At 59.4% G+C, this 21,990-nt stretch carries 21 protein-coding genes; 3 read left to right on the top strand and 18 right to left on the bottom strand.

Features of this window, described 5'->3' with window-relative positions; translation table 11 throughout:
• Nucleotides 1–37: 37 nt before the first annotated feature.
• From ACK3CV_RS05310 to ACK3CV_RS05295, 4 genes are all read right to left on the bottom strand, one after another.
• A complete protein-coding gene (locus ACK3CV_RS05310; RefSeq protein ID WP_050595973.1) occupies nucleotides 38–1,825 on the bottom strand; it encodes an ABC transporter ATP-binding protein in 1,788 nt (595 codons plus the stop codon).
• A 64-nt stretch (nucleotides 1,826–1,889) separates the two neighbouring features.
• Nucleotides 1,890–3,134: a glycosyltransferase family 2 protein gene (locus ACK3CV_RS05305; protein WP_080353506.1), complete on the bottom strand. Its 1,245-nt coding sequence runs from the start codon at nucleotides 3,132–3,134 to the stop codon at nucleotides 1,890–1,892.
• Nucleotides 3,131–3,784: an AAA family ATPase gene (locus ACK3CV_RS05300; RefSeq protein WP_164141888.1), complete on the bottom strand. Its 654-nt coding sequence runs from the start codon at nucleotides 3,782–3,784 to the stop codon at nucleotides 3,131–3,133. The genes ACK3CV_RS05305 and ACK3CV_RS05300 overlap by 4 nt, the downstream gene beginning before the upstream one ends.
• Nucleotides 3,781–4,491 (bottom strand): glycosyltransferase family 2 protein, encoded by a 711-nt coding sequence (locus tag ACK3CV_RS05295; protein ID WP_033637270.1) that lies wholly within the window; start codon nucleotides 4,489–4,491, stop codon nucleotides 3,781–3,783. Before ACK3CV_RS05295 ends, ACK3CV_RS05300 begins: the two co-directional genes overlap by 4 nt.
• Nucleotides 4,492–4,775: 284 nt before the next feature.
• Here ACK3CV_RS05295 and ACK3CV_RS05290 point away from each other — a divergent pair, with 284 nt between their 5' ends.
• Nucleotides 4,776–5,429 (top strand): helix-turn-helix transcriptional regulator, encoded by a 654-nt coding sequence (locus ACK3CV_RS05290; protein ID WP_080353507.1) that lies wholly within the window; start codon nucleotides 4,776–4,778, stop codon nucleotides 5,427–5,429.
• Between the two features lie 23 nt (nucleotides 5,430–5,452).
• On the opposite strand, the gene ACK3CV_RS05285 is transcribed toward ACK3CV_RS05290, so the two are convergent.
• The 9 genes from ACK3CV_RS05285 to ACK3CV_RS05245 all read right to left on the bottom strand — a co-directional run bounded on the left by ACK3CV_RS05285 (nucleotide 5,453) and on the right by ACK3CV_RS05245 (nucleotide 15,230).
• Complete coding sequence (locus tag ACK3CV_RS05285; RefSeq protein ID WP_164141890.1) at nucleotides 5,453–6,229, bottom strand: energy transducer TonB; 777 nt, start codon at nucleotides 6,227–6,229, stop codon at nucleotides 5,453–5,455.
• 2 nt (nucleotides 6,230–6,231) lie between these two features.
• The gene (locus ACK3CV_RS05280; protein ID WP_033637267.1) at nucleotides 6,232–7,563 is read right to left on the bottom strand and encodes an HlyD family type I secretion periplasmic adaptor subunit; all 1,332 of its coding nucleotides are present in this window, start codon (nucleotides 7,561–7,563) and stop codon (nucleotides 6,232–6,234) included.
• Nucleotides 7,560–9,341 (bottom strand): type I secretion system permease/ATPase, encoded by a 1,782-nt coding sequence (locus ACK3CV_RS05275; protein WP_164141891.1) that lies wholly within the window; start codon nucleotides 9,339–9,341, stop codon nucleotides 7,560–7,562. Before ACK3CV_RS05275 ends, ACK3CV_RS05280 begins: the two co-directional genes overlap by 4 nt.
• 72 nt (nucleotides 9,342–9,413) lie before the next feature.
• Nucleotides 9,414–9,980, bottom strand: a complete 567-nt coding sequence (locus ACK3CV_RS05270) for a heme acquisition protein HasA (RefSeq protein WP_004940479.1) — start codon at nucleotides 9,978–9,980, stop codon at nucleotides 9,414–9,416.
• Nucleotides 9,981–10,058: 78 nt separating this feature from the next.
• The gene (locus ACK3CV_RS05265; protein ID WP_164141893.1) at nucleotides 10,059–12,746 is read right to left on the bottom strand and encodes a TonB-dependent receptor; all 2,688 of its coding nucleotides are present in this window, start codon (nucleotides 12,744–12,746) and stop codon (nucleotides 10,059–10,061) included.
• A 156-nt stretch (nucleotides 12,747–12,902) separates the two neighbouring features.
• Nucleotides 12,903–13,856 (bottom strand): FecR family protein, encoded by a 954-nt coding sequence (locus ACK3CV_RS05260; RefSeq protein WP_049196414.1) that lies wholly within the window; start codon nucleotides 13,854–13,856, stop codon nucleotides 12,903–12,905.
• Nucleotides 13,857–13,932: 76 nt separating this feature from the next.
• Nucleotides 13,933–14,433 carry an RNA polymerase sigma factor gene (locus ACK3CV_RS05255; protein ID WP_033653296.1) on the bottom strand — a complete coding sequence of 167 codons (501 nt, stop codon included), beginning with the start codon at nucleotides 14,431–14,433 and terminating at the stop codon, nucleotides 13,933–13,935.
• A 144-nt stretch (nucleotides 14,434–14,577) separates the two neighbouring features.
• A complete protein-coding gene (locus ACK3CV_RS05250; protein ID WP_004940491.1) occupies nucleotides 14,578–14,778 on the bottom strand; it encodes a YaiA family protein in 201 nt (66 codons plus the stop codon).
• Nucleotides 14,779–14,825: 47 nt separating this feature from the next.
• Nucleotides 14,826–15,230: a nuclear transport factor 2 family protein gene (locus ACK3CV_RS05245; RefSeq protein ID WP_033637262.1), complete on the bottom strand. Its 405-nt coding sequence runs from the start codon at nucleotides 15,228–15,230 to the stop codon at nucleotides 14,826–14,828.
• A 96-nt stretch (nucleotides 15,231–15,326) separates the two neighbouring features.
• Here ACK3CV_RS05245 and ACK3CV_RS05240 point away from each other — a divergent pair, with 96 nt between their 5' ends.
• On the top strand, nucleotides 15,327–16,070 hold the full coding sequence (locus ACK3CV_RS05240) for a helix-turn-helix domain-containing protein (RefSeq protein WP_033637261.1): 744 nt from the start codon (nucleotides 15,327–15,329) through the stop codon (nucleotides 16,068–16,070).
• A gap of 36 nt (nucleotides 16,071–16,106) precedes the next feature.
• Here ACK3CV_RS05240 and aroL read toward each other — a convergent pair whose 3' ends face one another.
• From aroL to ACK3CV_RS05220, 4 genes are all read right to left on the bottom strand, one after another.
• The gene (gene aroL / locus ACK3CV_RS05235; RefSeq protein WP_033637260.1) at nucleotides 16,107–16,631 is read right to left on the bottom strand and encodes a shikimate kinase AroL; all 525 of its coding nucleotides are present in this window, start codon (nucleotides 16,629–16,631) and stop codon (nucleotides 16,107–16,109) included.
• Nucleotides 16,632–16,740: 109 nt separating this feature from the next.
• Nucleotides 16,741–17,259, bottom strand: coding sequence for a GNAT family N-acetyltransferase (locus tag ACK3CV_RS05230; RefSeq protein WP_164141895.1), 519 nt, complete (start codon nucleotides 17,257–17,259; stop codon nucleotides 16,741–16,743).
• A gap of 53 nt (nucleotides 17,260–17,312) precedes the next feature.
• Nucleotides 17,313–19,436, bottom strand: a complete 2,124-nt coding sequence (locus ACK3CV_RS05225) for a TonB-dependent siderophore receptor (protein ID WP_033637258.1) — start codon at nucleotides 19,434–19,436, stop codon at nucleotides 17,313–17,315.
• Nucleotides 19,429–20,544, bottom strand: a complete 1,116-nt coding sequence (locus ACK3CV_RS05220) for an ABC transporter substrate-binding protein (protein WP_164141897.1) — start codon at nucleotides 20,542–20,544, stop codon at nucleotides 19,429–19,431. Before ACK3CV_RS05220 ends, ACK3CV_RS05225 begins: the two co-directional genes overlap by 8 nt.
• Nucleotides 20,545–20,760: 216 nt before the next feature.
• Between ACK3CV_RS05220 and ACK3CV_RS05215 the strand changes: the two genes are divergently transcribed.
• Nucleotides 20,761–21,222 (top strand): GNAT family N-acetyltransferase, encoded by a 462-nt coding sequence (locus ACK3CV_RS05215; RefSeq protein WP_033637256.1) that lies wholly within the window; start codon nucleotides 20,761–20,763, stop codon nucleotides 21,220–21,222.
• Here the strand turns inward: ACK3CV_RS05215 and ACK3CV_RS05210 are convergent, their stop codons facing one another.
• Nucleotides 21,223–21,780 carry a class I SAM-dependent methyltransferase gene (locus ACK3CV_RS05210; RefSeq protein ID WP_033637255.1) on the bottom strand — a complete coding sequence of 186 codons (558 nt, stop codon included), beginning with the start codon at nucleotides 21,778–21,780 and terminating at the stop codon, nucleotides 21,223–21,225. It lies immediately after the preceding gene.
• Nucleotides 21,781–21,990 lie beyond the last annotated feature (210 nt).

The following is a 21,990-nucleotide window of genomic DNA, read 5'->3' as shown; positions in this document are numbered from 1 at the left end:
GCAACCGGGGAAATTGACGTTATTCGCCAGCATGGGGTTAACTTGGGGAATGCGTATTTTTCTCCGTCATCTGTTGTCGCTCAAATAGCTTTCTATATACGCCACGCTCAATTGCAATAAGATCATCATGTGAGCCTTGTTCTACAATGCGCCCATGGCTAAAAACGAGGATCCTATCCATTCGACGCAATGTAGACAGCCGATGCGCTATCACCAATGTCGTTCGGTTGTTCATCAACTCATTCATCGAGCGTTGAATGTGCGCCTCGCTTTCATTGTCCAGACTGGAAGTCGCCTCATCGAGGATCAATATCGGCATATCCACTAAAAAAGCGCGCGCGATCGCCACGCGTTGACGCTCCCCTCCTGACAGCTTGACTCCCCGCTCGCCCACCAGCGTGTCGTATCCTTCCGGCAATCGGCTAATCAGCGTGTGGATCCCAGCCAATTTCGCTGCCCGCTCAATCTCGTCCTGCGTTGCATCAGGTTTGGCGTAAGCGATGTTTTCGGACAGAGAACGATGGAACAACAAGGGTTCTTGTGGAACCGTCGCGATTTGGCGGCGCAGGGAGGCAAGCTGCATTCGAGTGATATCTTGCCCATCAATGGTGATCTTTCCACCTTGAACGTCATAAAGACGCTGAATCAGCCTGACGAACGTTGATTTTCCCGAACCGGAATAGCCCACCAACCCAACCCGTTCCCCGGCTTTGATCCTGACATTCATCTTCTGATAAAGCTGTGGAACGCCAGAGCCGCTGTAGCTGAAGTCGACATCAGAAAAACAGATTTCGCCGCGGCTGATCGTCACCGCATTCCCCTTATCATCCGCGCGCCCTTCGGCGGGAAGGCGTTTAAACGCTACCATCGCTTCCAATTCATTCATCGCTCGCTGGAGGTGGCGGAAATTGCTTCCGATGCGGCGCAGATAACCCTGCAGCATAAATAACGTCGTTAACATAAACGTGATATCACCGACGTTGATTACTCCACGCCGCCAGAGCAACAGCAGCACCCCCAATACCAGAGTTTGCAGTGCAACCAGCATTATTTCCTGCACGCCGCCATTAACGTTGCTGCGCATCCAGGCCCATGAGGTATGACGACGCCAGGCGGCCAGGATCCTAGCCAGCCGCTCTTCTTCCCGAACTTCCGCGCCGAAAGCTTTTACGACCGAATTGCAGGTGAGTGCGTCGGCTAAAGCTCCACCAATGCGGCTATCCCATGCATTGCCAGTGCGGGCTGCTGGCGCAACATACAGAACGGTCAACAGCACGGCCACGATACTGAACAATATCCCCCCAATACCGAAAACGCCGCCGGCCATTGGCCAGTGCAACCACACGGATACCGTGCTACCGATCAGCATGGCCCCGATAGGCAACAGACCTGCCAACAGAGTTTCATTAAACGCGACCAAAGCCCACATCCCGCGGGTAATTTGCCGCACGGTCGAGCCGGCAAACCCATTGGCGTGCCAATCTGCCGTCAAGGATTGTATTTGTTTAAAAGCACGAGCACCGGCCAGACTCATCATCGTCAACGTCAATGAAGCAATATTTAAGTTCAGGCATTGACGAAGCAGAGCACCGGCGGCTCCCAACCCCATCATCATAAAAAAAGACAGGAATGGGCTCCCTCCCTGCGTCAGAACATTGACAAAATCGGCGGCAAATACCGGAACTAATATATCACTCAGTGCAGAGGACAAAGCCAGAATGACAACAAGCATCATTCGCAAAGGGTGCTCTGCCCATTTTTTGAAAACAAATAGAAATATCGCCATCAAGGTCACATCACCAGAACCGTCTTTCTTACATTCCATATCCGCACCGTCACAATTCCGAAAACAGATCTATTAAAAAGTAGAAATTCACACAGTCATATGTTTAACGAGGGGTTTTAAACCATAAATCCACTTTCGGATTCAACCTAAGAAAATAACTATAAAGCGCCCCAAGGCAATTCGCAGCGCTCTTTACTAAAAGCGCGCCATAAAGTGAGAGCAGCCCCCCTCTGCGGGGGAAAAAATATTGAATTACCGGGGAGTGCAATAGGAATACATAGCTGCCTATAAGGATCAACATAGCTATAACGCCCGGCCAGCATTGCAATGCGAACAGTACACACAATACGGCGATCGTGAAAACCGGTCCCAGAGGCCACTGTAACATGGTGAACATACGCTTCATTTTCAAGCAACGATAACGATTCGCGCTGCCGTTGCTTTTTTCTCCCATCAGCAGCATCAATGAGGAAAGATCCCCTGCGTGCCAACGCGCTGACTGCCGCACACCGGCAGAAAATCGGCTCACGGAAGAGCAATAGTCAAAATAAGGCACAGGCTTGGCGTATACACTGTGCATAACCGCCCGATAACCGAACAGAAGATCTTCCGTTACGGTTTCAACCGGAAAGAGATTCTCCTCAAAATACTGCTGCCGTATAAATAATCCATGCCCAATGCAATAAGATAAGTGCGTCGCTTTTTGCATCTGGTGATTTTTCAACAGAGTCGGTAACTCGTAGCTCATCATCCAGCGGGTTTGAAAAATGGCGGACGCTTTGCCAAAAAGAGAAAGTTCATCAAAATTGGTCGAATACACCGGCGGCATTTGATATACCTTTTCTTCCTCGAGACTCTGAGCAACATAGTCAAGTCCTCGAGGATCCGGCCGAGAATCTGCATCAAACACGCCATAGTAGGTTGGCCCCCCATCCATTTTTTGCATACGTCCCAACAACTCAACCGCATAGTTGAGCTGATGAGCTTTATTTCCTGAAAGGAAGGGGTAATGAATGATTAACGTTTTCTCAGATAAATAAGGAAGTATTTTCTGATAGGTTTTATTCTTCTCCGCACAGCCTTCTTTTTGGGTTGTCACAAAGACTAAAAGACTGTCTGGATGAGATGAAAGAATACGATTAAAATACGTAATCGTTTCATTAATTATTTTATGCTCATCCATAACCGGAATTAAAACAATCAGACGATTTCGCCTCTCGCCCGTTAACGCAACCTGCATCTCTTTTTTAATAAATCTCCGACTCTTACTGATATTGATATACTGTGACACATTGACAACCAAAAAGAGAAAAATCAGAGCAAAAGAAAAAAAATAGACCATCATCATCTGGTTCCATCCCTGAGGTTTTTTCCTATAAACGCATTGAAATCAATGGCTGCGTCATGCCGCTCCACCACGCCTGGCATCCACTCATTCAATTGATTCAATTTTGCCTGCGTACTGAGCCTCGCATCTATAGAAATAACAGGAATGTCAAAACAAGAAGAAAACAGGTTTTGATAGGCATAGCGGGTATCATTCAAAAACTGTTCGTTTCGCCAAAATGCCGGCAGGCCGCGAGAAACGCGCGTGGTTATCTTGTTTTCTTGTCTGGCAATCGACTCTTTGCTTTCTATATCGACATAAACAATCCCCCACGGCAGGGGTAAACCGCCATCAGAGATTTTTTCTGCATACCTTTTCACCGTTACTGAAAAAATATCGAGCGACATAAATCTACCGTAGGCATAGGCGTAACAAAGATGGGTGAAATAGGAACGATCAAAGTAATGCGCCTTTCCCCGCATGCGTTCACATTCTTTAGCGATAAACCAATCGTTGATTTTTTCAACCTCTGCCAAAGAAAGACCGTTACCTGGAAAATCTGCCCTGCTCAACACCTTCCCCAACTCAAAGCAGACGCTTGTTCCCTGCGCCGCCAGCGCATTCACCAATAAGCTTTTCCCCGCGCACGGCAATCCTTCGATAAATATCATTTGAACTTATCCTTGAATAGGCGCATTGACTTTTCAATTTCATCTTTAGAATCAATACCTAAAGAGCGGAATGTGGAATGACAAAAATGGAAAACAAAACAGTCAAGCGCCAGACCTATTTTTAAATTCATATCAATCGCTCGACGGCAAAAATCGTCATCGGTGTGGTAGCCTGATTCGAAAGACTCATCCAGCAGCCCCACCTTTTCGAGCACATCTCGCTTCATCAATAAACAGTGGCCATAGGCGCTGGGGACTGGCATCGAACGCATTTTGTTTTTTTCGTAGAGCGCTTCGGAAAATGGCTCGATATCGCCAGTCAGAGGATCGAAGTCAATAAGCAATGGCGTAATGGCCTCAGGGGTCCCAGAGGCCTTATTCGTTAGCGGCGCGACAATGTCATAGTTTTCTAAATGCGCGAGCAGGCGCTGCAGTACATTGGCAGGCAAAATCACATCGTTATTGGCAAAAAGCACATACTCACTTTTCACCTGTAATAACCCTTGATTCATTCCCTTGGTATAGCCCAGATTAATTTCATTGGTAATCAACGTCGCATCCAAGCCGCCAAGATAATTTCGCATATCTTCGTCGCTACCATTATCGACAATAATAAGCCTGTTGCTAACTTGATTACCCAATGAATTAACAAAAAGAATTGTTTTCTCCAGCTGATTAAAAACAGGAACGACAACATCAATGCACATATAGCATCCTCTATGAATATGGATTCTCGCGAAAACTTAAACCACTCGGGGGGCATCAAAGCCCCCGTAACGTTGCAGGAGAATGTCACCTCGACTCATCAAGCGACACATGCGCCAAGCGGGATTAATGATAGGAAACTGTCCATGGATGGGGTATCAGGTCATCACCTGATATTAAGGCCGCAGACCAGCGGCTCGGACGGAAAATCAGGTAATGGCCTGATAGTGAAAAATCCCCGTTATTGATGTCATAGCGGATATTTTTCCAAGAAACCAAAAACGAAATGCATACAGAGAGACAGGAGCAAACGCGTGTTAACGCAGCCGCTGCAGCAGTGACAACACCACGCAGCCTGAGCATTATCAGTAGCTGCGCCTTGACACAAGTGGGGCTGACAGAGTTACTGACGCCGCATGTTGAAAATTTCAGTGCTTACGCTTCGCCTGCGGCATTTATACGGGGGCAGAGCCTAAAGGGGCATTCAGGATTATTACTTTTTCACGTTTGTCCGCGCAATGTGTCTTATCTGAGAAATATCGTTCAACTATATCGTCGCCTACCCTACCATCCGAACTGGCGATCTGCATTACTAATGGATTCAGCGTCAACTAATGGGCGTTATTTGACGAAAAATCTAGGATCACCGATTGTTTTCCACCTTCATCTGCCAATCGACATATTACTACGCAACTTTTTAGCCTGGATGTATGGCGAAGAGAAACAGATAGCCCGACACGGCGTACGGCCGGAATCACTGTCCGACAAAGAGCGTCAGGTCATTTTGGCCACGTTGCAAGGTATTCCCATTTCTTCATTGGCACGTGAGAGGGGCGTTACAGCCAAAACGGTCTATACCCAACGGCGAACAGCGCTGGATAGACTCGGCATAAAAAACACCCGCGAATTGCTTTGCCTTAACATACTGGGTCTATTGTAAAACGTCGTAGCGTCGGCAAGCGCTCAATGCAAACTGAAATCGATCGGCAACGTCAATTCCACCGTGCCGTTGACGTAGGCGTCCGCCGGCGGCGTAGGCAACGGCGAAGCGCGCTTGACCAGCGCCTGGATTTCGCGATCCAGCGACGGCAACCCGGCGCTGCTGACCAGCGTCACCGCCAACACATGGCCCTGCCTGTCCAGGGTGAAACGCACCTGCCCGACGCCCTGGCGCTTCAACCGCAAGGCGTCTTTGGGATAACGCTTAAAGCGATTAAGGCGGCTGTTGATGCGGCTGCGCCAGCTATCTTCCCCCGCCTGTGCATAGGGCGTCAGGCGGGTTTGCGGCGCGGCCGCTTTATCCGCCCGGCCCGGCGGCGGCGCGCCGACGCTTTGCTCCTGAATTCTCGGCGGCGCGATCGTTTTCTCCTGCGGCGGCGTGCGCGGCAGGGGGATTTTCTTCACCGGCTTGGGCGATTTTTTCTGCTTCGGCGGTACGGCGATGTTCGGCCGTACGGTTTCAGGTACCTTCACCGCCGGCAAGGGTTCCGGCGGCGCCGGCGGTTCAACCTCAGGCGGCGTCCTTTGCCCCGGCGGTTGTTTTACCTCGGCCGGAGCCTGCGGTGCGGCGGCCATCACCACCATGACCGCTGGCGGCGGCACCCACGGCGGCTCGGCCTTGTCTCGCCAGGGCCAGAGCAGCGCCGCGGCCAGCAGGTGCAGCGCCAGCACCAGCACCAGGCAACGGCGCCAGGGCATGGCGGCGCCGGGCGCGGCGAAAGGCAGCGGCGAAACCGACATGCTCACTCTTCCGTCAGCGCCAGATGAAGGCGATCGGTCAGCGGTTTGAACAGGTAGTTCATCATCGAACGTTCGCCGGTGCGGATGAACCCTTCGACCGGCATCCCCGGGCGGATTTCCAACCCGTTCAACCGCTGCAGACCCGCTTCGCTGACCTTGGCGCGCACGCTGTAATAGGGCGCGCCGCTTTTCTCATCGGTCAGGCGATCGGCACCGACCAGCGTCACCTCGCCCTCGACGCGCGGCGTGGTGCTTTGGTTAAACGCCGAGAACAACAGCTCGACCGGCAATCCCACCTGCACCTTATCGATCAGCTCGACCGGAATACGCGCCTCCACCTGCAGCCCCCGATCGCTGGGCACGATCTCCATCAGCTGCTGACCGGCGCCGATCACGCCGCCTTCGGTGAACACGCTCAGCCCCACCACGGTGCCCGCCACCGGCGCTTTCACCTGCGTATGGCCAAGATCGGCCTCCGCCTTGGCCAGGCGGTTATCCAGCTCGTCCAGCTTCATCCGCACCTCGGCCAATTGGCTGCTGACCTCTTTTTGATACTCTTCCCGCCGCTGGATCGCCCGCAGCTTCAGCTCCAGGATCTGGCGCCCCAGGCGGCCGATATTGCCGGTGTCTTCGGACGCCTGGCCGTCGATCTGCGCATACTGCCCTTCCAGATCCAGCAGCCGGTTGCGCGCCACATACCCTTGCGCCGCCAGCTTGCGCATACCGCTCAGTTGCTCCTGCAACATGGCCTTTTGCCGCTGCTTGCTGGCGTAAGACTGCCGGATCCCTTCCAGCATCGCCTGCGATCCGGCGATGCTCTCCGCGATCGCCGCCAGTTCGCTCCGCAACGCCGCGCGGCGGCTGGTGAACAGCTGCTGTTGCAGCAGCATCAACGACATCACCTCCGGCTCCTCCCGCCGCGCCTGCAGCAATGCCGGGAAAGCGATCGCCTGCAGGCCGTCGCGCTCGGCCTGCAGCCGCGCCCGCTGCGCGGCGTTGCTCAACTGCTGGCTGCGCAGCGCATCGCGCTGGGTGCGGCTGTCGACGGTATCCATCAGCAGCAGCACCTGTCCTGCGCTGACCCGGTCGCCCTCATGCACCTGAATTTGCGACACCACGCCGCCGCTCGGGTGCTGTACCGCCTTGCGGTTGCCGGCCACCACCACGCTGCCGGAGACCGGCACGCCCTTATCCAACGGCGCCAACAGCCCCCACAGCAGGAAACCGCCAAACCCCAACAGCACCAGCCAACCACCGAGCCGCAGGTGGCGCCCTTCGTCGAACTGCCGGGAAAGCGCGTCGATATCGCCGGGGATCACACTCTGATTGCTCATACTTTTCGTTCACCGCTGGCCGTTTTGGCAAAATTGGCGTAGTTGACGTTGAAACCGCCGCCGCTGCTGCGGCCGGCGTTGGCCGGTACGGCCGCGGGCGTAAAACCAGGCAGTTTTTTCAGGATGGCGTCGCTGGGGCCGAAGTGCTGCACCTGGCCGGCGGCCAGCACCAGCAATCTGTCGGTCGTCGCCAGGATCGCCGGTTTGTGGGTCACCAACACGATGGTGGTGCCGCGCTTTTTCAGCGCTTCGATCGCCCGCTGCAGCGCCTCTTCCCCTTCGCGATCGAGGTTGGCGTTCGGCTCGTCCAATACCACCAACGCCGGAGAGCCATACAGCGCGCGCGCCAGCGCCACCCGCTGACGCTGGCCGCCGGACAGGCCGCTGCCGCCCTCGCCCAGCTCGGTTTCATACCCTTTGGGCAAATGCAGGATCAGTTGGTGCACGCCGGCCAGCGCGGCGGCGGCCACCACCTTCTCGGCGTCAACCTGGCCAAAGCGGGCGATATTTTCCGTCAGGGTGCCGGCGAACAGCTGGATATCCTGCGGCAAGTAGCCGATATGCGGCCCCAGTTGCTGTTTGTCCCACTGCCGAAGATCCGCACCGTCCAGCCGCACGTCGCCGCTGAGCGGCGTCAGCGCGCCGACCAGTTGGCGCATCAGCAGCGTTTTGCCGGAGCCGGACGCGCCAATGACGCCCAACACCTCCCCGGCCTCCAGACGAAAACTGACGCCGTGCAACACCGGCGCGCTCCCGCCCGGCGCGCTGGCGGTCAACTGATTCACGGCCAATGTGCCGCTGGGCGCCGGCAGCGGCAGGCTCGCCGCCTGCGGCGGGTTGGCGGCCAGCATCACCTCCAGCCGCTGCAGGGACTGGCGCGCCGACGACCACTGCTTCCAGGCGCCGATCAGCTGATCGATCGGCCCCAGCACCCTGCCGATCAGGATCGATCCGGCGATCATCATGCCCGGCGTAATGTCGCCGTTGACCGCCAGCAGCGCGCCGCAGCCCAACATCAGCGACTGCAGCGCCAGCCGCACGGTTTTCGACCAGGCGGTGACGGCGGCGATTTTCTCGCTGGCGCGGTTCTGCAACAGCAGGAACTGCTGATGCTGCCGCAGCCAGCGCAGGCGCAAGTCGGTCAGCATCCCCATGGCGGCGATGGTCTCCGCATTGCGCAGGTTGCCGTTGGCCTGCTGCGTGGCGCTCAGCGCGACCCGGCCGGCCTCCGCGAGCGGCGCCTGCGACACCCGTTGGTTGAGCCAGGCCAGCAGCACCAGCACGATCACCCCGGCGCTGGCCAACGCGCCAAGCCAGGGATGAAGCAGAAAAACCACCAGCAGATAAACCGGGAACCAGGGGGCATCGAAAAAGGCGAACAGCGCATTGCCGGTGGCGAACTGGCGCAGGTTGGTCAGATCGTTCAGCGCCTGCCCCGCCAGCGGGTTGCCGGTTTTCAGGTTGGTTTCGAAGGCGGCGTCGTAGACTCGCTGATTCAGGCGCATATCCATCTGGGCGCCGAGGCGGATCACCACCTGGCTGCGCACCCACTCCAGCAGCCCCATAAACAGGTAAAGGCCGACCACCATCAGGGTCAGCATCGCCAGCGTCATGCGGTTGCCCGACGGCAACACGCGATCGTAGACCTGCAGCATGTACAGCGCGGGTGCCAGCATCAGCAGGTTGATCACCGCGGTAAACAGCGCGATGCCCCAAAATCCGCGCCGGTATGCGGCCAGCACGCTCATCACTTCTCCGCGCCTGACGGCGTTTTTCATGGCGTTTTCCATCGGCTAAAAACGAGAAAATGCCCGCCGGGGCGCGCGGCGCCGGCGGGCAAACGGCCGCGATCAGGCCGCCAGCAGTTCCGGGCTGTCGGCGTGCTGCACGCCCACCGCCGTCGCCGCCGCCACCTGATCGAAGGTGGAATTGACGCTCAGGCCGTAGTCGTCGAGGATGCCGTTCAGCGCGGTTTCCAGCGCGCCGGTATCGCCGGACATCAGGCCGTACACCACCTGGTGCACCACGCCATCGTGGCCCTGCGCCTGCAGGCTGCTGAGGTTCAGGCCGCCGAAGCTGACGTCAGGCACCTGGATGTTGTACGGCGTGGAGCCGCCGCCGTTCAGGCCATCGCCGAACGACAGCGAATCCAGTTGGCCGTACAGGGTGTGCGCCGGGGCATTGAATAAGGTGTAGGTCAGATTCCCGCCCGCCACGAACGAGGTGATGTTGTTGGCGGTGCTGGTCACGGCATATTGGCTGCCGGACAGGCTGCCGCCATAGAAGCCACCGCTGTTGGAGTCGGTGACGTTACCGTTGGTGTGGTTGATATCGCCAAATGACGACGCCCACTCGTTCAGATAGTTATGGATGCTGTAGCTGCCGAAACTGCTGTCATAGTTGACTGAAAATGCCATTTCTCTATCTCCATTGATGAACGGCGCCCCTTGCGAGGCAGCCCTTGTGCTCAAGGATGAGCAACGCCCTTTTACTGCTTAAAAACGGTATTCCACCCCGCCCTGCACGGTGCGGCCGCGCCTCAGGGTATTGGCCAGCGTCTCCCCATAGCTGACGACGTAGGCGCGGTTGGTCAGGTTCTCCACCGAGCCGCGCAGCGTCAGGTTGTCGGTCAGCTTGTAGCTGGCGTACAGATCGAACAGGGTGTACTTCGGCCAGTCGGCCAGGTACGGATAATTGGATGGCACCGAGCTGTCCTGATAGCCCGGCGCAAAGCGCACGGTCACCCCGGCGTCCAGCTTGCGATCGAAGGCGCGGCCACCCAGCGTCACCGAGCCGCGATCGCCCGGCAGGTAGGCGGCGGTGCCGAACTGTGAGCCGCCATCGCAGGACACGGCATCATTTGCCGTCGGATCCTGCTCCACGTAGAAATTGCCCGGCCGAGAATTGGCGCCGTAGCGCAGGCGATTGCCCAACCAGGCGTTCTTTGAGCAGAACTCGTTTTTACCGATCATGTGGGTGTAGGTCAGGTCGGCGTAGAACACTCCGGCGTCATAGTTGAGCTGGTACTCCAGCCCGCGAAAGCGGGTTTTCGACAGGTTGTTGACGTAGGCGGCATTGCCGATGCTCGGCTGCACCAGCCCCGGCTTGTCGCGATTAATCGCCAGGTTGATGTAGTTATCCACTTTGGTGTCGAAGTAGGCCACCTTGGCCACCAACCGATCGCCCTCAAACCACAGATCCGGCTGCTGCACGTTGAACCCGACTTCCCAGGCGCGCGAGCGCTCGGCCTGCAGGAACGGGTTAGGGTATTGCGTCGAGGTGCTGTGCGCGCTGCCGTTGGTCAGCGTTTCGGTGATCGCCGGCGGCCGCCAGGATTTGCCGTAGGTGGTATACAGCTCCAGCCATTCCACACCGGGACGCACCGCCACCGCCAGCGTCGGCGACAGCTTGCCCTGATCGCGATCGACGCTCCACTCCTGCTGCGTAGTCGTTGCCTGGCAATTGCGCAGCCGAAGCTGTTTGCACGGGTTGTCCACCGTGTACGGGAAATCGGCGTAGCTCAGGCCGGTCTGGCCGCGCAGGCGATAGCGGTCGTAACGCAGCCCGCCCTCCAGCGTCAGCCAGCCGTCGTAGTCGTAGGTCAGGTTGGCGAACAGGCTGCCGACCGAACGGTTGCCGGCCGGCGTCACTCCTTCCATACCCTCACGGGAAGAGTCGCTGGTCGCTTTGTCGTAATAGAACTCCAGCCCGTAGTTGGCGCGGAAGTCATGCCCCGGCGCCAGGCTGAAACGCGAGGTGTTTTGCGCCTGCGCGCCATAGGTGCGCAGGCGGGTGCGCGTCGCGTAGCCGTTGTCCAGCAGCGAGCTGGTGCTGTAGGTGTCGCTGTCGTCCTGAGTATCGACGTAATACAGCTTGGCCTGAAAATCGAGCCAGTCGACGCCTTCCGGTGCCAGGCTGTAGTCGAATGCCGCGTTGCGCGCCATCACGTCGCTGTAACCGGTGCGCTTCCAGCCCAGTTCATAAGGCGGTCGGGTGCCCAGGTTGGTCAAGGTGCCGGCGATCGGCGACGCGGTCTGGGTCTGCAGATAGCTCAGCTGCAGGCGCTGGTTGGCGGGCAGGTTCCAGCCCACCTTGGCCAGCCGCGAGTGCATGCGGTAATTAGTGTCGGGGATTTTGTTGTTCTTGATGCTCTCGGCGTAGCGATCGTAATTGCCGGTGTCGTTATTGATGCGAATGTTGCCGATGTCGCCCTTGTTGCCGGGCCAATAGTCGCCGAGGTGGCGTTCGCTGGCGGCCAGCAGGATATCGCCGGTTTCGTTGCCCAATGCCAGTATGCCGCTGCCGATGAAGTGGGTGCCGTTATCGCCGGTGCTGGCGTGCAGCTTGCCGCCCAGCTCTTTGCCCGGCGCCAGGAAATCGCTCGCGCTGACGGTATTGAAGGTGGCGATGCCGCCGAGCGTGCCGGCGCTGCCCATACCGCCGGTGGTGCCCTTGTCGATGGTTACGCCGGACAGCAGTTCGGAATCGATGTACATGGTGCCGTTACGCTGGCCATGGCCGCTCTTTTGAAAATTCTGCCGCATGCCGTCGATGTTCATGTTCACCCGGCCGTAGTCTTGTATGCCGCGGATGTTGACCGACAGCGCCGGATCTTGCTGGCTGACGCTGGAATAGGCCCCCGTCGTCTGCTCCAGAATATCGGCCGCATGTCGCGCCGGGCGGTTGTCCATCTGTTCGCGGCTGATGACGCTGACCGAGCGCGGTTCGTCGTAAACCCAATCGTTGGCGTTGATGCCGCCGGCGCCCAGCACCGTCAGGCTGTCCAGCGCCAGCGCGCCGCCGTCGCCGTTCGCCGTCGGCAGCCGGCTCAATACGATCTGCCCCTGCGGCTGCAGGCGGAAAGCCACCGGATTGCCGCCGATCAAGCGCCGCAGGCCCTGTTCAACGCTCATGCTGCCGTTCAGCGCCGCCGCCTGCATGCCGTCGAGCTTCACCTCGTCGAAAAATACCTGCATGCCGGCCTGCTCGGCGAAGCGCAACATGGCGCTCTGCAGCGGCTGCGCCGCAACGTTGAAATGCTTTTGCTGTGCAGCCTGCGCGCCGTTCGCCTCAGCCTGGGCAGCGAGCGCCACAGCCGGCTGAGTCAACATCATCGCCGCCAGCGCGGCGCGTACCGCCGTGGCCAATCGGCCGGCCGGCGTGGTTCCCTTGTGAATAAACATGCGTGTGTGTTCCACCCGAAAGAATGCCAAACCAAGTGATAATAGAAATCAATCTCGTTTAAACATAAGGACGTTCCGGGAGGCAAAAACCCGTAAAGATTTTTTACAGAAAGTGAAAATAGCGGCGAAACGGGCATCCCGGCCCGCCTGCGCCGCTCAGTAAAGCAGCGTGATACCGGGGAGATTCAGCTGGCGGGCGGAGAGTTCCTGACGAATGGCGCCGACGCCGTCGTCGAGTTTATTGAGCGCAAACACGCCGCTCACCGTGCGCGCTCTTAGCGCGGGATTGACCGCCACGATGCGGGTCGCGCGATAGCGGTTGAGCTGCGCGAGCGCCTGCGGCAGCGGTTGGCGGTCGATCACCAGCCAGCCGCGCCGCCAGGCGTCATCGCCGGCCGTTTGCCGCGTCAGCTGCAGCTGCCCGTTGCGGTAATGCGCCGCCTGGCGTTGCGCGACCACCAGCGAGCGCTCGCCGCGCTCAAGCGTCACCCGCACGCTGTGCTGATGCACGCTGATGTCCACGCCCCGTTCGGTGCGCGCCACGCTGAACTCGGTGCCCAGCGCCTGAGTGACGCCGTTTTCCGCCTCCACCCTGAATGGGCGGCTTTCCGCCCCACCTAACGGCGCGACGATAAAATAGGCGGCGCCGCTCAGCAGCCGCACCTTGCGTTCGCCTGCGGAATACGCCAGTGCGATCGCGCTGCCGCTGTCCAGCGCCACCCGGCTGCCGTCCGGCAATGCCACTTCGCGCACCTCGCCGCGAACGGTTTGATAATCCGCCTGCATGCCGATCCACAGATCCGGCCCGCGATAAACGCCGAAGGAAACGGCGATCGCCACCGCCGCCGCCACCGCCCAGCGGGGCCATCGATGGTGAGATGGCGTTTTCAGCGCCGCCACCTGCGGTTGTAACGCCTGCCGCTGCTCTGGCGGCAGTTGCCCCAGCGTCGTCCACAGCAGCCGTGCCTGACGCAGCGCCGCCGGATGCTGCGGATCGGCGGCCAGCCAGGCGTCCAACGCTCGCCGCCGATCGGCCGGCAGCGCCCCTTCGGCCAGGCTCACGGCCCAGGCGGCCGCCTGCTGTCGCGCCTGTGCGGTTAGCGGTTTCATAATGGCATAGACCTCTGTTTTTTCTGGTTATAGGTTAAGACGTCTGAGCGCGGATAAACCCGTAAAAAAATTGCCATTATTGTTCTTCCATCCGCGCCATCAGCCGCTCGAGCGCGCTAGCCAGGTGTTTTTCCACCGTGCTGAGCGACACGCCCAGCTGCGCCGCCACCTGCGCCTGGGTCAGGCCATCGAGCCGGTTAAGGCGGAAAATCTGCTGCGTGCGCGGCGGCATGTCCGCCAGCGCCTGCTGCAACAGCTGCAGCAATTGGCTATCGATCGCCAGTTGTTCAAGCGCCGGTTCACCGGAGGGATACTGCGCCAGAACGTCGTCTTCGACCGCTTCGGTCTGCCGCCGCTGCTGCTGACGCAGATGGTCGAGCATCAGGTTTTTGGCGGTTTTGTACAGGTAGGCCTCGATATCGAGAATATTACCCTGCGGATACTGCTCGGTAAGGCGGGTAAAACTTTCCTGCGCCAAGTCCGCAGCCAGCTGAGGGTCGCGCAGTTTGGCGTTCAAATAGGCTTGCAGCGGCCGCATATGGCGCAGAAACAGCGCCTGCAACTCGGAATTGGACATCTCTTTTCCCAGAAGTGAAACACCCAATAGGGGCGATAAAAATCACACAAATGATTATCATTATCAATATTGTTCTGGGAAATATGTGCTAAGGCGGGGATAAACGGGAAACCGGCCTGGCGCCGGTTTCCGCTGGGCTGCAGGTCAGAGCTCTAACGCCTCGTCCTCATAGCGATGCTTGGCGTCAAGCGCTTCCTGCTCGGTTTCATGTTCACTGAGCAGCGTATTCGGCTCAATGTCGTCGGTGCGCACTTCAAAACGGCGCAGATGCAGGTTCGGGTCGCCCCGAAACACCTCTACGACGCGGGCGCTCCGTGGATAAGCAGGTTGATCATTTTCGCGCATGCCGTTCTCCCGTGTGTTTCACACAGTAGCAAGTATAGCAGTCGCCCTCATTCCGACACGCGCGAGCCAAGATCGCGATCGCCGGGCACGCCCGCCAGCAGCTCGGTCAGTTCGTCGCAGGCGCAAATGCGGCCCTCACGCACGGTGAAGTGCGCCAGCACCCGCACGCGGCTGCAGGAGCCGTCGCGCTTTTCCACCTCGACCAGATGATGGGTCAGCACCGCCTCGCCCCGCTCCGCCGCCGCGATCACGCTCAGCGTCATGCGCCGGGTTTGCCGCTTCAGCAGCGCCATGTGTTGCTCAAACTGCTCGAAGTTCAGCACCTTGCCATCCACCTGCTGGCGGTAGTCTGCGCTGAAACGGGCGGCGAGCTGCGTTGGCCGGTGCTCCGGGCTGGCGACGACCTGCTGCAGCGTATCGAGCACCAGGTTCAGTGGGGTAAGTTGAGTCATCAGGTTTCTCCGAAATAGGGTGAACGGCGATCCTATCCCGGCCAGGCGATGGCATAATAACCACATCAAGACTTTAAATAACGTTAAACGGCCAATATGACGCAGATCCGCAGCCAACGCCTTCAGCATGAAAAAAAGCACCTGACGCCCTGGCACCGGCACGAAGGCGGCCAGATCTATCTCTTGACGCGCGGCATGCTGGCAATGGAGCTCCCGGGCCGGCAATGGGCGATCACCGGCGGTACGCTGGGCTGGCTGCCGCCGGGATGCGCCCATCAGGCGCTGGCCTGCGGCGACGTGGCGGGCTGGAGTCTGTATCTGCCGGTGGAAAGCGTGCCGGAGATGCCGCCGCTGCCGCAGCTGTTCACGGCCTCTGCGCTGTTGCAGGCCTTGGTGGAGCGCATCGCGCAGTTCCCCGCCGGCCCGCTGAGCGCGCCGCAACGGCGGCTGCTGCAGGTGCTGCTGGACGAAATGCACGCGGCAAGCCGCGCGCCGTTACAATTGCCGCTGCCGCAGGACGCCCGGTTGCTGAACATCGCCCGGGCGCTGCTGAACGATCCCGCCAGCCCGCGCAGCCAGCGAGACTGGGCTATTTGGGCCGGGCTCAGCCCGCGCACCCTGAGCCGCCGCTTTCTGCAGGAAACCGGCATCAGCTTCGCGCTGTGGCGCCAGCAGGCGCGGGTATTGCGTTCACTGGAGGGATTATCACGCGGCAAAGCGGTCGGCGAGGTGGCCGACGCCTGTGGCTATGACAACGTCAGCGCCTATATCGCCGCCTTTCGTCGCCGCTTCGGCGTCACGCCCGGGGCGTACTTTGCGCCGGCTCGGCAAACGGAATAGGAAAACGGGCGCACGGCGCCCGAAGAGAAGAAAGGGTTACTTCACCGTCTCACGCGGCAACACCGCGAGGATTTGTTCCACCACCCGCTGCGGATCGGCGGCGCCGTCTATCACGTAATGCGCGGCGTCCTGATACAGCGCTTCGCGCGCCGCCAGCACCTCGAGCATCTCCTCGGCGATCGGTCTGCCGGTGAGCGTCGGGCGCTGCGCATCTTCCGGGTACTCTTCCAACCGCTGCGCCAACACGCTGGCCGGCGCGCGCAGGTAGATAACGGTGCCATGCTGGCGCATAAACTGACGGTTCTCCTCCGCCAGGATCGCCCCGCCGCCGGTGGCAACTATAGTTGACGGCTTGGTCACGGTTTGCAACGCGATGGTCTCGCGGCGGCGGAACCCCAGCCAGCCCTCGCGCTCGACCATTTCCGCCACGCTCATCTGCGCCGCCTGCTGCATAAACAGATCGGTATCGACGAACTGATAGCCCAACGCCAACGCCAATGCGCTGCCTACCGTGGTCTTGCCGGCTCCGCGAGCGCCTATCATGAACAGGGTTTGTGTCATTACGGGTTGTCCCTTATGCGGTGACTTGAGTGCATTGCATACCAAAATACCGAGCGGGTGCGATGGCGTGGTGGCAGCATCATACCCTGCCCGCTCTGTATTTCAATATTTACGATAGTGTAAATTCCATGGCACAGCGACTGCCTGCGGCAAAGCCGTGCGCCAGATCCTCATCCAGGTGCCGCCGCAGAGCGGCCGTGAGCCGCGCGTCGTCAAGCGGCCGGAATCCCAGCCGCCGGTAGTAAGGCGCATTCCACGGCACCTCAATGAAGGTGGTGAGCGTCAGGCGACCCGCGCCCTGCCGTTTGGCCTCTTGCGCCACCGCGCCGATCAGGCGACGGCCGATGCCCTGCCGCTGCCAGGCGCCGGCGACCGACAATTCGGCGATGTGCCAATCTTCCCCCTGAGCCTGCACAGCGATAAAACCGGCGCACTCGCCGTTGTCGCTTTCCGCCAGCCATTCACGGCGCTCGGCGATAAATGCGGCATGCTGCTGCGGGGCCATCACCTCGCCTTCGGCGATAAAGCGCCATTCCGGCTGCTGGTGAAACAGCTGCGCCGCCGAACGTTCAACCGCCATCAAGTGCACGATATCCCGCTGCTGTGCCAAACGAATCTGCAGGCTCATGGGCTCTCCTTAACGTTGGGGCGGTTATTTAAGCAAATTTCACCGCCCGTGGCTTAGAAATCGATACTGCCGCGCAGCACCACCTCACGCGGTTCCCCCACCGCCACGCGCAGGTTGCCGCCGCTGGACGGGTAGTAGGTTTTATCGAACAGGTTCTTCACGTTCAGCTGCCATTTCACCCGATAGCCGTTGATCGGCATGGTATAAGCGGCGAACGCATCGGCAACGGTGTAATTATCCAGGTAGAAACTGTTGGCGGCGTCACCCGGACGGCGGCCCACGTAACGCGCGCCGGCGCCGATGCGCACCTCATCACCGCTGTACAGCCCCAGGCTGCCCAGATTCTGGGTCAGGAACAGCGAGGCGGTGTGGCGCGCCACGTTGGTCATCTCTTTACCCTTATTGTCCGGATCGTCCACCACCCGCGCGTCGGTATACGCATAGGAACCGATCAGGCTCAGCGAGTCGGTGAGATTGCCGGCCACGTCCAGCTCCACGCCCTGCGAACGCACGCGCCCGGCGGTGCGCGTCACGGTTTCGCCCTCCACCAGCTCACTGACCATCACGTTGCGCTTGGTGATGTCGAACAGCGCCAGCGTGCCGGTAACGCCGTTCGGCAGCGCCAGCTTGCCGCCGACCTCCCACGACTTGCCCTGCTCCGGCGGCAGCGAACCAATTTGGGTGGCGATGGAAGAGTTCGGCTTGAACGACTCGGTATAGCTGCTGTACAGCGATACGTAAGGCGTCAGCTTGTAGACCACCCCGGCGCGCGGCACCAGCTTGCTGTCCGAGCTGTCGGTATTGGTCTGGAACGGCCGCCCCTTGCCGGCATAGACGTCGAAAGCGTCGTAACGCAGCCCGCCCATCACCAGCCATTTATCGGTCAGCTGGATGGAATCCTGCATAAACCAGCCGTAGCTGGTGAGGTTTTCCCGCTGGTCGCTGTCTTTGGCGCTGACCGCGGTCGACGGCGGCATCAGGCCGTATACCGGATGATAGATATTGAAATCGCTGTTCTTTTTACCGCGGATCATGTCGCCGCGGTAGGTGCGGTTATCTTCAAAATCGAAGCCGAACAGCATCTGGTGGTTGATGCTGCCCCAGTCCACGTCGCCATTGAGCGTCAGCTGCACCGCGTTGGCGTGGCTGACGGCGTTGGCGGTCGAGTCGGCCTGGCGGCTCAACACGCCGCTCTCCGGGTTCAGCGCCGTGGCGCGCGCCTGGTTGTCGCTGTAGCTGTTGCGGCTGTAGGCGTAGGTCAGTGAGCTTTTCCAACGCTCGTTGAGCGTTTGATCGATCTGCAGGGTAACGCTGTCCTGATCGCCGCGGGTGGCGTTATAGGCTTCGTCGAAACGGCGATCGCGCGGCGTATTCACCGGCTTGCCGGTGCGTGAATCGATAATGGTGCCGCGATCGAACGGCACCAGATATTCCATATGTTCATAGGCCAAGCGCACGGTGGTGTTCTCGCCGTACCACATCAACGACGGCGCGATCACCGTCTGGCGATTGCGGCCAAAGTTGCGCCAGTAATCGGTTTCATCGTGATCGACGATCATGCGATAGGCGAACCCCGACGTGCCGAGCGGCCCGGTAACGTCAAGCTGGCCGCCGCCGCCGTTGAAGCTGCTGCCCCAGCCTTCCACGTGGGTATGCTGCTGCAGCTGGGGCTTTTTGGTGATCATGTTGATCATCCCGCCCGGCTCGCCCATGCCGTACAGCATCGAGGCCGGCCCCTTGAGCACCTCCACCCGCTCGGTGGTCGGCGTGAAATTGCGCGCCTGCACCGAGCGCACGCCGTCGCGCAGAATGGAGCCGTCGCGGTTGTCGCCGAAGCCGCGTTTCATGACCGCGTCCTGGGTGCCGCCCAGCGTGTTGGCCTGGGTAATGCCGCTGACGTTGTACAGCGCTTCGTCCAGGCTGCTGACCGCCTGATCGGTAATCACCTGCTGCGGCACCACGTCGATCGCCTGCGGCACGTTCAGCAGGCTGGTTTCGCTGCGGGTGCCGGTGACGCTGGTCAACGGCTGATAGCTCTGCACGCCGTCGGCATCTTTGCGGCCAATCACCACCAGGCTTTCTTCTTTCGATGCGGCTTTTTCCGCCGCCCACGTCGGCGATGTCGCGCAGGCCGCCAAAGGCAACGCGCACCACCAGCCGCGCTTGTTGTTATTCATTATCTAACTGACTCCAATAGGTCCCTGAAAAAGGTAACGGCAAAAACTGCTGATACAGCTGTTGGAAGGTCTGCTGCGGGTTAATGTCGGCGAACAGATCCGGGTAAAACACTTTGGCGAACATCTCGACCAGCACCACGTGATACGGGCTGAGGTAAAAATTGTGCCAGACGCTCCAGGCGCGATGATTTTTCACCGCCTGCAGGCTGGCCAGCATTGGCTGTTTGGCGATCAGCCGGCGGAAGCTGTCGGCGGCGTCCTGTTGGCTGACCTGCGGCCCGAGGCGCAGATCGGACAGCCGTTTGCCCTGCGGGCCGGCCATGCCGGTGGCGAGGTAAACGTCGGGATTGGCGCTCAGAATGGTTTCCGGGTTCAGCTCGCCATACACCCCTTTGACGCTGGCGTTGGCGATGTTGTCGCCGCCGGCGAAGGTCAGCAGATCGCCGAGATTGCCGTGCGCGGCGGTAGTGCAGCAGGTGTCGCGCCGCCCCAGATGCAGGTGCAGCATCACTTTGGGCTTCGGCCCCTGATAGCCCGCCAGCCGTTGCCGGATCACCGCCATATGCTGCTGATAAAACGCGATGAACTGCTCGGCGCGCTGCCGGCGATTGAGCACTTCGCCCAGCAGCCGCACGCTCGGCACGGTGTTGTTCAGCAAATCGATGCGCAGATCGACGTAGATCACCGCCACGCCGGCCTTGTTCAGCGCGGAAACCAGCAGATCGTTGTCGCCGTCTTCACGCGCGTAGCGCGCCAGGATCACCAGATCCGGCTTCAGCTGCAGCAGGCTTTCAATATTGACCTGGCGGAAATTATTGCCGCTGATAATGGGGATCGCGGCGATCTGCGGGAACTTCTGCGTATAGAGCTGCCAGCTTTGTGCATCGAACCGCGCCAGATCCGCCGGCCAGCCGACGATGCGCTGCGCCGGGTTACCCGGCTCCAGCAGCGCCAGCGTATACAGCATGCGGCTCTCCCCCACCACGATGCGCTGCGGGTTGTCCGGCACCACGACCTGGCGGCCGGTGATATCGGTCACCGTCTTCGCCTGAGCGGAAAACACGCCAAAGCACAGGGAAAGCAGCAGTAAAATGAGGGAATTGCGCATGATTGAACCGACATGGGGAATAATGTGCGCATGATAATCACTCTCATTAGCACTTGCAATCCTGCGCCGCAATTGCCAAAAGAAATCCGGGAAACGGCACCGTGCGCGCGCCGAAACACCGCGAAACCGCTGAAAGAGCGGCTTTAAAAAGTTAAAAAAATGGCGGAAAAGTCGGTTAAATAGAACGGAGAAACAGCAAAAAACCGGGAGATCACCATGACTCAACGCATCATTCCGCTGTCGGAGTGCCCGCAGTTTGCCGATGTGTGCGCCGCCTGGGCCTTCGGCCAGTGGGGCTCACAGCGCGGCGGAACGCTGGAGCGCACCCAGCTGCGCTTCGCCCAATGCAGCCGGCCGAGCGACGATCACCTGACGTTGATGATGATCGACGGCGATCGCCCGGTGGGCATGGCCAGCCTGTGGCCCAGCGACGATCATCAGCGCCAGGATCTCACCCCGTGGCTGGCCGGCGTTTTCGTGCATCCCGATCACCGCCGCAAGGGCATCGCCCACCGTCTGGAGATGGCCATCGTCGAGGCGGCGCGACAGCGCCATCACTCGGTCTTGCATCTCATCACCGATAAATCGGAAGCGCTGTACGCCGGCTGGGGTTGGCATCCCCTTGAGCGCCGCCGGCAGCATGACGAAGACGTGGTGGTGATGGAGAAAACGCTGTAGCTAACGCGGCGTACAGACATACACCAGCGCCGGCGGGAAGTTGCGCACCACCCGCAGGCGCTGCCAGTGAAAATAGCGCGACAGCAATTTTTCCGACAGGTGACTGTATTGGAACAGCACCAGCGTGCCGTTGCGCGCCAGCAGCCGCTGCCGGGCCTGCTGAAGAATGCGCACGCTGATCCTGACCGGGATCGACAGCAGCGGCAGGCAGGAAAACACCACGTCGTAATCCGTGGCCATCCGGGTTGCCGAATGGGCCATCACCTGCAGCCGCCGATCGTCTATTCCGCGCAGCCGATGCACGAAATGGGGTTGGATCTCGAAAGCCTCCAGCGCCGCATCGGCGCGCATCCGCCCCAGAATGCGTTTGGTCAGTACGCCGTCCGCCGCGCCCAGCTCCGCGATCGACAACGCCCGGGTCCATTCAATCTGATTCAACATCGCCTGGCACAGCCACGGAGAAGAAGGCGCCAGCGTGCCGACGGTGCGCGGCGAAGCCATAAATTGCTGCAGGTAAGCGAAGTGATTCATCAGTTGCAGCCGGGTCGCATTTAACATTGAGGCCTCCTTGGGTTAAGCCCTCAATGTGAGCCGAATTTCTTAAGTAATCATTAACATGATTCCGAAAGCGGCGGACACAGTTGTAAAAAAATGCAACCTCTGCCGCGGTGGAAAAAGAAAAACGGTCGTAATAATGACCTGAAAATAAGCCGCTATGCCCCCGGCTATTCAGATAATTATTACGACCGTTTATTTTATTGACCGCAC

This window comes from Serratia sp. TSO36, assembly GCF_057808395.1.
Note: the sequence above shows the minus strand (reverse complement) of the source record. Positions and strands in the feature narration are given on the sequence as shown.